Source organism: Klebsiella sp. A52 (assembly GCF_018388785.1).
In the GTDB taxonomy this organism is placed as follows: domain Bacteria; phylum Pseudomonadota; class Gammaproteobacteria; order Enterobacterales; family Enterobacteriaceae; genus Klebsiella; species Klebsiella aerogenes.
Map to the genome: position 1 here is coordinate 2948019 of NZ_CP074437.1, position 12840 is coordinate 2960858.

The following is a 12840-nucleotide window of genomic DNA, read 5'->3' on the forward strand; positions in this document are numbered from 1 at the left end:
CTTTTCCCTTGAGTGGTGTTAAGACCCCGTTATACTAACCAATGGAATTCTTCTTTTTCGGGCGAGATGCCCGCTCCAGCATTATTACAGGCTAAAAAATCTCATGCGACTTGATAAGTTTATCGCTCAGCAGCTTGGCGTCAGCCGTGCTATTGCCGGGCGTGAAATCCGCGGCAGCCGCGTTACCGTGGACGGCGACATTGTGAAAGATGCCTCCTTTAAGCTCCAGCCGGAGCACGAGGTAGAATATGACGGCAATACGCTGACCCAGCAGCACGGCCCCCGTTACTTTATGCTCAACAAGCCGCAGGGTTATGTCTGTTCAACAGACGATCCCGATCATCCAACGGTGCTTTATTTTCTCGATGAGCCGGTTGCCCATAAGCTGCACGCCGCCGGGCGTCTGGATATCGACACCACCGGTCTGGTACTGATGACCGATGATGGGCAGTGGTCGCACCGCATTACTTCGCCGCGCCATCACTGCGAAAAAACCTATCTGGTGGAGCTGGAAAATCCGCTGGAAGAGGGCGTCGCCGAGCAGTTTGCCAAAGGCGTGCAGCTGCATAATGAAAAAGATCTCACCAAACCTGCTGTCCTCGAAGTCATCACTCCGACAGAAGTACGCCTGACCATCAGCGAAGGCCGCTACCACCAGGTAAAACGCATGTTCGCGGCGGTGGGTAACCACGTCGTGGGATTACATCGCGAACGTATCGGCGATATTACCCTTGATGCGTCGCTGGAGCCCGGCGAATACCGCCCGCTGACGGCTGACGAAATCGCCAGCGTTGGCGCCCCACAAGCACGGAGTAAAACGTGACGACAAAGCAGAATTCTTCATTTGGGATTGTGTTTATTCTTGGCCTGTTGGCCATGTTAATGCCGCTGTCGATTGATATGTATCTGCCGGCGCTGCCGGTTATCTCGTCGCAGTTCAACGTGCCGGACGGCAGCGCGCAAATGACGCTCAGTACCTATATTCTGGGCTTTGCGCTGGGGCAGTTGCTGTACGGGCCGATGGCCGACAGCATTGGCCGTAAACCGGTGATCCTCGGCGGGACGCTGATATTCGCCGCGGCAGCGGTGGCCTGTGCGTTGTCGCAGACCATCGAGATGCTGATTACTATGCGTTTCTTCCACGGCCTGGCGGCCGCGGCGGCCAGCGTGGTGATCAATGCCCTGATGCGCGATATCTACCCGAAAGAGGAGTTCTCGCGCATGATGTCGTTTGTCATGCTGGTCACCACCATTGCGCCGCTGGTGGCGCCGATGGTCGGCGGCGCGGTGCTGGTGTGGTTCAGCTGGCACGCGATTTTCTGGATCCTGGCGCTGGCGGCGCTGCTGGCATCGGCGATGATTGCTTTCTTTATTAGCGAGACGCTGCCGGTAGAACGGCGGCAGAAATTTCATATTCGCACCACGCTTGGCAACTTCGCCACCCTGTTCCGCCACAAGCGGGTACTTAGCTATATGCTGGCCAGCGGCTTCAGTTTCGCCGGCATGTTTTCATTTCTCAGCGCGGGTCCATTTGTCTACATCAACATTAATCACGTGTCGCCGCAGCACTTTGGCTACTATTTTGCGCTGAATATCGTGTTCCTGTTCATCATGACCATCATTAACAGCCGCTTTGTTCGCCGGGTCGGCGCATTGAACATGTTCCGCGCCGGGCTGTGGATCCAGCTGGCGATGGCGGTGTGGATGGTGGTGTGTGCGCTGCTTGATGTTGGTTTCTGGTCGCTGGTGGTGGGCGTGGCGGCGTTCGTCGGCTGCGTATCGATGGTCTCCTCTAACGCCATGGCGGTGATCCTCGACGAGTTTCCGCATATGGCGGGAACCGCATCGTCGCTGGCCGGAACATTTCGCTTTGGGATTGGCGCGATTATCGGCGCGTTGCTGTCGATGGCTACCTTTACCACCGCCTGGCCGATGCTGATTTCTATCGCTTTTTGCGCCGCGAGCTCCATTCTCTTCTATCTGTACGCCAGCCGGCGACGAAAAGTCGCACATTAAGTCACATTTTCAGGGGCGATTTCCGCCCCTTTTTTGATACATATCAACCGAAATCGGCTTCCCTGTTTAGCTATTTGTTTCTTTTATGTAAAATCAATTAGTGTAAAAAGTCGCAATGTTGCGATAAAAAAGTTGTTTTGGATCACAGAAACGGGTACATATAGCCGCGAACTGTTTCCGCAAGGCAACTATAAAGTTCTGGATAATAAGCTGTTAGCCCTGGCCCGATGCGGGTGTAAGCGTTTTCTAAGCTGTTGCAGGACTATTTGTCAACAATGTGTTAATATTGATGTAAATTTATTGTGAAGCCTTTTGCTTCCGGGGAAACCAAGTGAATACACAGCAACTCTCTATCGTACACCGACTGCCGCAGAGCTATCGCTGGCTGGCCGGTTTTGCGGGTTCAAGAGTTGAACCGATTCCGCAAAACGGCGCGCAGGGCGAAAATAGCCTGGTGGCATTAAAACTGCTCAGCCCGGACGGCGAGAAAGCGTGGCCGGTGATGCGTACGCTGAGCCAGGCGCTGAGCGACATCGAAGTGGATTGTTCCATTCTCGAGTGTGAAGGCGAGCCATGCCTGTTCGTTAATATGCAGGATGAGTTTGCCGCTACCTGCCGACTGAAAAATTTCGGCGTGGCCATTGCCGAGCCTTTCTCTGGCAACAACCCCTTCTGACCGTCAGCTTAACGCCAGCAGCTGGCGGGTGTACTCCTGAAGCGGTGCCGTAAATACGCGCTCGCATTCACCCTGCTCGACGACTTCTCCCTGCCGCAGCACTATCACCTGATGACAGAGCGTCCGTACAACACGTAAATCGTGGCTGATAAACAGATAGGCCAGCTGATGCTTTTGCTGTAGCGTCTTCAGCAGCGCCAGGATCTGCGCCTGCACGGTTTTATCCAGTGATGAAGTCGGTTCATCTAACACCATCAGCTGCGGTTTGACGATCAGCGCCCGGGCAATGGCGATACGCTGGCGCTGGCCGCCGGAGAATTCCGCCGGATAGCGCTGTCGCGTCGCGGGGTCGAGCCCCACTTCCTGCATCACCTGAATCACCGCCTGTTCACGTTCCGCGGGCGTCAGCGTTGGCTGATGAACGCGTAATCCTTCCTCGATAATCTGCAGGACGCTCAGGCGCGGGTTGAGCGATGAATTCGGATCCTGAAAAACGACCTGAATGCGTCGGCGCAGCGGCAGCATCTGGCGGCGATTTCGCCCCTGGATCGACTCGCCGGCAAACTGCATTTCTCCGCTGGAGTTAATCAGCCGCAGCAGCGCCAGCCCGGTGGTGCTTTTGCCAGAGCCGGATTCTCCCACCAGCCCCAGCGTTTCTCCGGCCCGCAGGGTAAAAGTCAGATGGTTGACCACCCGATTGTGATCGACCACCCGGCGCAGGATCCCTTTGCGGATTGGGAAGGCGACGTTAAGATCGCGGGCCTGCAGCAGGATGGGCGCATCGGCGGGTAGCGGCACCGGTTTGCCGGTCGGTTCGCTATCCAGCAGGCGGCGGGTATACGGATGCGCGGGCGCCTGAAACAGCTCCCGGCAGCCGTTTTCTTCGACGCAGCGGCCGTTTTGCATCACCGCCACCCGGTCGGCAAGCTGGCGGACAATGCTCAGATTGTGGGTGATGAACAACATCCCCATGTTGAGCTCATGCTTCAGTTCGCGCAGCAGTTGCAGAATTTGCGCCTGCACCGAGACGTCCAGCGCGGTGGTTGGTTCATCGGCGATGAGCAGCTCCGGGCGCGTCAGCAGCGCCATGGCGATCATCACCCGTTGGCGTTCGCCGCCGGAAAGCTGGTGCGGATAGTCGGCAAGCCGCCGTGAAGCGTTACGGATGCCAACCCGATCCAGACAGTCGAGGATTTCGCCGCGCGCCGCCTCTTTGCGCATGCCGCGGTGCAGCGAGAGCACCTCGTACAGCTGTTTCTCCAGCGTATGCAGCGGATTGAGCGAGACCATCGGCTCCTGGAAAATCATCGCGATGCGGTTGCCGCGGATCCCGCGCAGGGTACGCTCATCGGCGCGCAGCAGCGACTGGCCGTGAAAGCGGATATCGCCGCTGGGATAGCTAACCGGCGGCGAGGGCAGAAGGCGCAGTACCGACAGCGCGGAAACGCTCTTGCCGGAGCCGGATTCGCCGACCAACGCCAGCGTTTCACCCGCGGCAATCTGCAGCGTCAGGTTGCTGACTACCGTTTGGCTTGCCCCTTGCTGGCGGAAGGCGATAGAGAGGTCGTCAATGTCTAATAACGGCTGGCTCATGCTATACCGCCTTACTCGGATCGAAGGCGTCGCGGACCGCTTCGCCAATGAAAATCAGCAGCGTCAGCAGCACCGCCACCGACAAAAATGCCGCCATCCCCAGCCACGGCGCCTGCAGGTTATTTTTCCCCTGCAGTAGCAGTTCGCCCAGCGACGGCGAGCCTAGCGGCAGGCCAAAGCCGAGAAAATCGAGCGAGGTCAGGGTGGTTATCGAACTGCACAAAATAAACGGCAGGAAGGTGAGGGTGGCGACCATCGCATTCGGCAGCATATGGCGCAGGATAATATGGCGATCGCTGACCCCCAGCGCCTGTGCGGCGCGAATATAATCGTAGTTACGGGTGCGCAGGAATTCGGCGCGAACCACCCCGACCAGCGTCATCCAGCCAAATAAAACGGTGATCGCCAGCAGCCACCAGAAATCAGGTTGCACTACGCTTGAGAGCAGAATAATTAAAAATAGCGTCGGCATTCCGGACCATACTTCGATAAAACGCTGCCCCCACAGGTCGAGCTTACCGCCGTAGTAGCCCTGCAGCGCCCCGGCAAGCACGCCAAGCACGCTGGAGAAGAGCGTCAGTAGCAGACCGAATAATAATGAGATCCGCGCGCCATAGAGGATCCGTGCGAATACATCGCCGCCGTTAGCGTCGGTACCCAGCCAGTTGTGCCTGGACGGCGGCGAAGGGAAGGGGCTGTCGGTGGCGAAATTGATGCTGGTGGCGCCGAAACGCACCGGGGCCCACAGCACCCAACCGTTTTCCGCCAGCCGTTTTTGCAGCCAGGGATCCTGATAGTCGGCGGCGGTGGCAAAATCACCGCCGAAGGTCGTTTCGCTATAGGTTTTCAGCGCCGGTACGTACAAACTACCGCGATAGTGCACCAGCAGTGGCTTATCGTTGGCGATAAGCTCGGCGCACAGGCTGCAAATAAACAGCGCCAGGAAGATCCATAGCGACCAGTAGCCGCGGCGGTTGTGGCGAAAACGCGCCCAGCGGGCCTGATTAACGGGGGAGAGAAATGACATTAGCGGCCCTCGAAATCGATACGCGGATCGACCAACGTATAGCTGATGTCGCTGACAATGTTTAATAACAGGCCGATTAACGTGAAGATATACAGAGTGCCGAACATCACCGGGTAATCGCGCGACACGGTGGCTTCGTAGCCGAGCAGCCCAAGACCATTGAGCGAGAACATCACCTCAATCAGCAGCGAACCGGTAAAGAACATGCTGATAAAAGTGGCGGGAAAACCGGCAATCACCAGCAGCATGGCGTTGCGGAAAACGTGTTTCCACAGGATCTGTTTTTCCCCGACGCCTTTGGCGCGGGCCGTCACCACATACTGTTTGCGGATCTCATCAAGGAAACTGTTTTTAGTCAGCATCGTCAGGGCGGCGAAACCGCCGATCACCGTCGCCAGCACCGGTAAGGTGATATGCCAGAGATAGTCGGCGATCTTCTGATACCACGGCAGGCTATCAAAATTAGCGGAGACCAGGCCGCGCAGCGGAAAAAGATCGAAATAGCTGCCGCCGGCGAAAATCACGATCAGTAATATCGCGAACAGAAATGCCGGGATGGCGTAACCGATGATGATAAATGTGCTGCTCCAGACGTCGAAATGGCTGCCGTTACTGACGGCTTTACGGATCCCCAGCGGTATCGACACCAGGTAGATAATCAGCGTGCTCCACAGGCCGAGGGTAATAGACACCGGCAGGCTGTCTTTAATCAACTGCAGCACCGAAGCGCTGCGAAACAGGCTGTCGCCAAAATCAAAACGCAGATAGTCGCCGAGCATCTTAAAGTAGCGTTCGTGAATCGGTTTATCGAAGCCGTAGCGGTGGGTGATTTCGGCAATCACTTCCGGATCGAGCCCACGCCCGCCGCGATAATGGCCTTCACTGATATTGCCAACGCCGGTACGCGCATGACTGGCGCCCATACCGCTATCTCCTGCGCCGGGCAACCCGCTGCGGTCGCCGAACTCCACGGCGGCGATCGCCTGATCGACCGGACCGCCTGGCGCAATCTGCACGATAAAAAAATTGATGGTGATGATGGCCCAGAGCGTCGGGATCACCAGTAATAGTCGGCGGAGCAGGTAGGCGCCCATCTTTAATCCTTAACGTCGGTCCGCGGGAAGCCTGGCGGCTTTGTTAACATCGTACCACCAGCCATCAAAACCGGAGGAGTAGGTCGGGCGTGTTTGCGGGAAGGAAAATTTGTTCCAGTAAGCCGTCCTGTCCTGCGCCATATACCACATCGGCAGCATGTAATAGTTCCAGGTCAGCACCCGGTCGAGCGCGCGACCCAGCGGCCGGAGTTTCTGTTTGTTGCCCTGCCAGCGAACGATCTGCGCAATCAGCGCGTCGACCGCCGGGTTCTGCACTCCCGGTGCGTTATAGCTGGAGTTAATATAGTCCGAGGCCCACGAAACCTGTAAACCCGTATCTGGCCAGGCGGTGGCGCGCCATAGCGAAGGCATCATGTCGTAATCGCGGCTCCGCAGTCGGCTGGTGGCCTGAGAGTTATCCACCTGACGGATATCCATCGTCACGCCTAAACGCTGTAAATTATGCTGGAACGGTAGTACCCAACTGACGTTGCCGCCGGAAGCGAGCAGCAGCTCAAAGCGCAGCGGTTTGCCGGTTTTACGGTTTACCCGCTGACGGTTTTTTAGCACCCATCCCGCCTGGTTCAACAGGGCATCTGCTTTAAGTAAATTGGCGCGATCAAAACCATCGCCGTTGGAAACGGGCGGCTGATAAATCCGGGTAAAGACCTCTGGCGGCAAATCTTTTTTCAACGGCGCCAGCAAAGTGAGTTCATCGGCCTTCGGGTAATCACGAGCGGCATATTCTGTATTCTGAAAGTAACTGTTTGGCCGACTGTAGGCGCCGTAAAACAGCGCCTTATTCATCCATTCGAAATCAAATGCAAGGGTGATGGCTTCACGCACCTGGCGGTCGGCAAAGACCGGGCGCTGAGTATTAAAAGCCAGCCAGCGGGTATCCTTTGCCGAGGTAGTCGTGCGATCGTCTTTCACTATATAACCGTTGCTAAAGTTGCGCCCGATATAGCGCGTCGCCCAGTTTTTTGTCGAACTCTCCTCGCGCATATCTACCGCTCCGGCTTTGAAGGCTTCGAAAGCGACGTTATCGTCGAGATAGTAGTCGTAGCGAATCGTGTCGAAGTTCCAGCGCCCGCGGTTCACCGGCAGGTCGGCGGCCCAGTAGTTCTCGACTCGCGAATAGACAATATATTGCCCCATCCGCCAACTGCTGATGCGATAGGGGCCACTGGCGAGCGGCGGCGTTGAAAGGGGGTCGCTCAGTTTATGATGGCGCCAGAATGACGCGGGCATTATCGGCAGGGACAGCAGGCTGAGCATATTTTCTTTGCCCGGCTTGGCCAGTTCGATGCGCACCGTCAGCGGGGCGATAGCTTTAACGGTCGTCCCTTTATAAATAAGACGGAACTGCGGGACCCCTTCGGTCATAAATTTTTGAAAGGTGAAAGCAACGTCGCTGGCGGTAATCGGGCTACCGTCATGAAAGCGGGCGCGCGGGTTGATGGTAATTTCCATCCACGAGAAATCATCGGTAAAGCGCGCGCGATCGGCAATCAGCGGGTAGTAGCTGCCCGGTTCATCGTCCGAGGTGGTAAACAGAGTGTCATACAGCGCATCGGTGCGTACGCCGGGATTACCGCGCAGGGCGTAGCGATTGAAATTGTCGAAGGTGCCAATGGCGGCAAGCGTAATACCACCGCCTTTTGGCGCATCCGGATTGACGTAATCGAAGTGATGAAAGTCAACGGCATACTTTGGCTCGCCGATGATAGCGAACGCCTCGCTCTCTTTTATGGTTTGCGCCTGGCTACTAAGGCTAAATAAAGCCAGCAGCAGCAGGCCGATGCGCGCAAACATAGTTGGAATATCATCCTCTGACCATTAACCCCGATGGTTTCGCATCATAAGCGACCCTCAGCGGCTTGTGAAATAATTTGCCGGTTCATCATGAGCGGCAACCAGTTTCTCCAGCGGCAACGGGCGGCTGAAGCAGTAACCTTGCAGATATTTCACGCCGTGAGCGCGCAGCCATTCCGCCTGCTCCGGTGTTTCTACGCCTTCTGCCACGGTTTTCAGCTGCAGGCGGCGGCTTAGCGTTAATACCGCATCCAGCACGGGAGAGGTGACGGTTTCGGTACCGATCGCCTGCACAAAACCACGATCGATCTTCAGATAATCAAAGTTATAGCGCTCAAGATAAATTAGCGCGCTATGGCCGGTACCAAAATCATCAATAGCAATTTCGAAGCCCTGCTGGTGCAGCCACTCAAAAATAGCCATCGACCGGTTTTTATCGATCATCGAGCGCTCGGTTATTTCCAGCACGACGTCGAAGTAGTTTGCGGGTAACGCGGCGGCAAAACGTCGCATATCTTGCTGAAATTCGGCGGCATGCAGGTGGGCGGGGGAGATATTCAGGCCAAGCTTGGTACCGCGCGGCAAAATGCGCTGCAGAGTCGGCGCATCGCGGGCAATCAACATTAACAGATGATGGGTGAGCGGCACGATCATCTGCTGCGTTTCCGCCAGATTAATAAAGACGTCTGGCGGGATTTCACCCACCACCGGATGCCGCCAGCGCATCAGCACTTCAACGCCGCTAATCTGCAGGGTATCGGCCTTTACCACCGGCTGGTAGACCACGTAGAACTGGTTGTTTTTGATCCCCAGTTGGATCGATTTCCGCGGATCGGATTTGATCGTCAGGATGTAGTAGCTGAGTAAGCCGGCAAGCATGCCGCATACCACGCCGAGCAGCAGGGCGAACTGGGTATTCTCGCCAAACCAGCTGTTGGAAAAGAGATACACTTTTAGCGGTAGCCCCGGAACCTGAATCTGGCGTATCGGCTCATTGGGCAATGATAGCGGATCGATAATTTTGCTGCTGAAGGTCGAAATCGCAGTATGGCCGATGGCCAGCGCAATACCGTTGAAGTCATTCTGCCGTGCGGTATAGAGGATGTAAGGCGTCAGATTAGCATTGATGGATACAAAAATGCCGCTGTCTCGATCGCCGGGGTGTTGCACCCACATTGCCAACGCGGCGGTGTCCGGCATCATCGGTGTGCCCTGGAGGATGGCCATATCCAGGGGTTTATTGATATCAAGCTGCGGTATCAATTGTTTAAACGGTGTGTTCATTGCGCCGGTGGCGGATGAACAGAACGCTTTACCGTTTTTCACCAGCAGGAAGGCGCGTACGTTCGGACTGAAGGCGGCGCTGGCAGCCAGGCCGGAGTCAATATGCTCACAGGGCTGATCGAGCAGAGGCTGCAGGCCCTCGATGGTTTCGCTTAAATCGGCGAAATAACTATTAAGGTAGTGACTGACGTTATTGATTATCTGATCGAAACGTTCAGAGCGGTTGTGGTAGATAACCATAAACTGGATGCTGCCGGCCAGTAGCGCGACGGCAACGCCAATGCAAATACTGGTGAGCCAGATTTTACGTCGGGGTGAAAAGTAGCGGGTTAGCATAGGCCAGAATCTGTCCGTATAATTGAATCATGCCAATGGGGTGCCAGAAGAGTATGGTTCCATTTCCTTTAAAAGGCATAGCTTGTAAAGACATAGCTTATTTTGCGGAGATCATCGGCGGAAAAGCAAAAAAACACTGCCGGGGCAGTGTTTTTTTCATTTCTTACCGTCAGCCAAGGGATAACCGACGGTAAGAAGAGGTATCAGGAACGACTCAGAACGCGACGCGCTTCGTTATAGCGCTTTTTCCAGTATGGCTCATCCAGGCTTGAGATGGTGACGCCGCTGCTGGTAGAGGCATGTACAAACTGGTTATTGCCGATGTAGATACCGACATGACGGCCCGTAGAGCCCGCACGGAACAGTACTAAATCACCGGTACGCAGTTGAGTGCGCGAAATCGATTTGCCGGAATCCTGCTGCTCGGAAGTTGAGCGCGGCAGCTCCAGACCAAATTGTTCACGGAAAGTACGCTGCACGAACGCCGAGCAATCGATCCCTTTCCGGGTGCTGCCGCCAAGGCGGTAACGCACGCCTTTCCAGCTAGCATACTGGTCCATCAAGCGGGACTTAACGTCCAGGTTGCTGACCATTTTTTCAAATTCATCCTGAGAGGCTTGCAGTGATGATAAATCTCCACTACCCACAGCATGCGTCTCAGAATGCATATTCTTGGCGGTACTTGTTGAACTACACGCGGAAAGCAGAACCGCAACTGCAATCGCGGGGACGACCCGCAAGATATATCTCAAAATCGGCTGAGATTTGACCATTATGTTTATTTTCCCTTGTTGTCCTTAACGACAATGTCGTTATAAAAAATGCCAAACGTGGTAGAGCCTAGATTCCAGAAAGCAATGAGACAATTCCTTAAGCCTAAAAATGTGGAGTACCGCACAAATTTATTCAAATGATGAATTGTGTTGCCTGGAAGGGCAAAACGAGAAAGAGATTACCCTATCAAACGTGGGATGGCGAGCGGTTTTGCGCGATTTCTTATAAGTATTTTTGCGACAAAAAGTGAATCATCGGCAAAGGGAAAAATAGCGCCTTTTTTGGCTGAAAAATATGCAATATCTTCATTTCAATGATGATTAATGTGACAGGAAGATGATGTCGCGAATAAATCATCAGCAAATATAAAAAAAGGGGTCAGAACGACCCCTTATGGATAATATTAATAAAATGTAAAAATGATCTTATTTTTTTGCTATTCCACCCGGAAGCGAACGGTCAAACCAGGCGATCAACTTATCGGAAAGCGAGGTCATTAATACCCACGGCGCACCTATCAGCACCGCGCTGAGCGACCCTACGGCAATATCGGTGAACCAATGGGCGCCGATCATCACTCGCGGGAAAGCAAAAACCACAAAAATAACCAGTGCAATGATAAATGCCCGGCGGCCGAAATATCGCCACATAAACGAGGCGAAAATGAGCAACATCATGCCGTGGTCGCCCGGGAAGCTATCTTTTGAAGCGTCTTTAGTTGGCAGTGAGACCACGTCGCTGACTTTCGTAATATCCGTAAAGAACAACGAAGGGCTGGCGCGCTGTACCGGCATCAGATGCTGGGCAAGTTGATTGATAATCACCGCCGCGAGCAACATCACCAGCCCCATAAGGATAATGCGACGGCGTTCAGCGCTCTGCGCTTTGATCCAGAAACTGAGCATCAGACAGCCCATCGCCAGCAGCGAGCAGGCGTCGAACGCGCGATTGTTGATAATGGCTAACAGCCAGGCATACGCACGGTTGGTGCTGACGCCCTGGTTAAAGAAGTGAAAAATAGCCGAGTCAAGCGGGAACCAGAAACCGTGATTTGCCGGTAGATACCAGGAACAAAATAAGGCTACGCCCGCGACGTTCAGCAGCAAGATAAAGGGGATACGGTTTTTAGTCATAACAGATGCGATTTTTTTAAACAGCGGCCAAACATAGCCGCATTAACTTAAACGAAGCTTCAACAGCGAGGACTGCAGGGCATTCCAGTCAACTTCTGACTCGGAAATCAGTTCGATGCGGCTATCCGGCGGCGGCGCGTTTTGGGTTTCGATGTGCAGATCGAGCCCCTGACGGTTGATCCGCACCAATCCTTCAGCAATACGCATCACGCCTTTCACCCGGCCAACCGGCGCCAGGCGCGCCCATTCCAGCAACCCAACGGTGTCAAATTGGGTATCAGCATCAAAAATCCAGCCGCAGGCATGGTATCCCTGGCCGCTGTTAACACTGCGACGCCAGCGTTGATGCGCCGGTAGATTCAACGCCGCCAGACCCTGCTTTTGCCCGTGACTATGCACGTGGTCCGGGCTTGCCGGCAGCGGGGCGGTGTTACGGCGCGGGAGATCCAGCAGCGCGAGCTCGATATTCCCCTGGGTGGCGTTTACCTGCAGGCGCTCCCCGGCGTACTGTCGCCACCAGTTGGCAAAAGCGGCATCGCTTTCCGGCGTCGCCCGATCGCTTTTATTGGCGACGATGACATCGGCTGCGGCCAGCTGATCGCGGAAATTATCATTGGCCACGATCTTTTCCTCCAACAGCTGACGCGGATCGAGAATGCACAGCGTCGCGCGCAGATCGATCCACGGTTCATAGACGGCGGCGGTGAGGATATCGAGAATTTGCTTCGGATGGCCCAGCCCGGTAGGCTCAATCAACAGACGGTCAGGTTTTCCCTGGCGCAACAGCGTATTGAGCCCAACCTGCATCGGCAGACCGTTGACGCAGCACATGCAGCCGCCGGGGATCTCTTTTAGCAACGCGCCGCTTTCCGCCAGCAGGGCGCCGTCGATGCCGACTTCGCCAAACTCGTTGACCAGCACGGCCCATTTTTCATCCGCAGGTTTATTAGCCAGTAGATGAAGAATTGAGGTCGTCTTGCCGCTGCCGAGAAAGCCCGTGATCAGGTTAGTTTTGGTCACAATTTCTCCAGCACAGAAATGTAATGTTGTAACAGTTGCGACTATCCTGACGAAAAAAGGGGAAAAAGAGAA

Annotated in this window: 11 protein-coding genes; 3 read left to right on the forward strand and 8 right to left on the reverse strand. The window is 55.0% G+C overall.

Annotated elements, in window-relative coordinates; all coding sequences use genetic code 11:
* The first annotated feature begins 103 nt into the window (after positions 1 to 103).
* The 3 genes from rsuA to KGA69_RS13985 all read left to right on the forward strand — a co-directional run bounded on the left by rsuA (position 104) and on the right by KGA69_RS13985 (position 2692).
* Complete coding sequence (rsuA, locus tag KGA69_RS13975; protein WP_047043216.1) at positions 104 to 823, forward strand: 16S rRNA pseudouridine(516) synthase RsuA; 720 nt, start codon at positions 104 to 106, stop codon at positions 821 to 823.
* Complete coding sequence (locus KGA69_RS13980; protein ID WP_205460682.1) at positions 820 to 2016, forward strand: Bcr/CflA family multidrug efflux MFS transporter; 1197 nt, start codon at positions 820 to 822, stop codon at positions 2014 to 2016. The genes rsuA and KGA69_RS13980 overlap by 4 nt, the downstream gene beginning before the upstream one ends.
* Positions 2017 to 2347: 331 nt before the next feature.
* On the forward strand, positions 2348 to 2692 hold the full coding sequence (locus KGA69_RS13985) for a YejG family protein (RefSeq protein ID WP_045391356.1): 345 nt from the start codon (positions 2348 to 2350) through the stop codon (positions 2690 to 2692).
* Between the two features lie 3 nt (positions 2693 to 2695).
* Here KGA69_RS13985 and yejF read toward each other — a convergent pair whose 3' ends face one another.
* The 8 genes from yejF to KGA69_RS14025 all read right to left on the reverse strand — a co-directional run bounded on the left by yejF (position 2696) and on the right by KGA69_RS14025 (position 12768).
* Complete coding sequence (yejF, locus tag KGA69_RS13990) at positions 2696 to 4285, reverse strand: microcin C ABC transporter ATP-binding protein YejF (RefSeq protein ID WP_205460681.1); 1590 nt, start codon at positions 4283 to 4285, stop codon at positions 2696 to 2698.
* Between the two features lies 1 nt (position 4286).
* Positions 4287 to 5312: a microcin C ABC transporter permease gene (locus KGA69_RS13995; RefSeq protein ID WP_049059668.1), complete on the reverse strand. Its 1026-nt coding sequence runs from the start codon at positions 5310 to 5312 to the stop codon at positions 4287 to 4289.
* Positions 5312 to 6406, reverse strand: a complete 1095-nt coding sequence (locus tag KGA69_RS14000; protein ID WP_020078276.1) for a microcin C ABC transporter permease YejB — start codon at positions 6404 to 6406, stop codon at positions 5312 to 5314. Before KGA69_RS14000 ends, KGA69_RS13995 begins: the two co-directional genes overlap by 1 nt.
* 9 nt (positions 6407 to 6415) lie before the next feature.
* Complete coding sequence (locus tag KGA69_RS14005; protein WP_213292399.1) at positions 6416 to 8221, reverse strand: extracellular solute-binding protein; 1806 nt, start codon at positions 8219 to 8221, stop codon at positions 6416 to 6418.
* 57 nt (positions 8222 to 8278) lie between these two features.
* Positions 8279 to 9841 (reverse strand): cyclic di-GMP phosphodiesterase, encoded by a 1563-nt coding sequence (locus tag KGA69_RS14010; protein WP_047066141.1) that lies wholly within the window; start codon positions 9839 to 9841, stop codon positions 8279 to 8281.
* Between the two features lie 203 nt (positions 9842 to 10044).
* Positions 10045 to 10614: a bifunctional murein DD-endopeptidase/murein LD-carboxypeptidase gene (mepS, locus tag KGA69_RS14015; RefSeq protein WP_047043201.1), complete on the reverse strand. Its 570-nt coding sequence runs from the start codon at positions 10612 to 10614 to the stop codon at positions 10045 to 10047.
* Positions 10615 to 11040: 426 nt separating this feature from the next.
* Positions 11041 to 11748 (reverse strand): phosphatase PAP2 family protein, encoded by a 708-nt coding sequence (locus KGA69_RS14020; protein WP_047078281.1) that lies wholly within the window; start codon positions 11746 to 11748, stop codon positions 11041 to 11043.
* Positions 11749 to 11790: 42 nt separating this feature from the next.
* Positions 11791 to 12768 (reverse strand): CobW family GTP-binding protein, encoded by a 978-nt coding sequence (locus tag KGA69_RS14025; RefSeq protein ID WP_047066138.1) that lies wholly within the window; start codon positions 12766 to 12768, stop codon positions 11791 to 11793.
* Positions 12769 to 12840 lie beyond the last annotated feature (72 nt).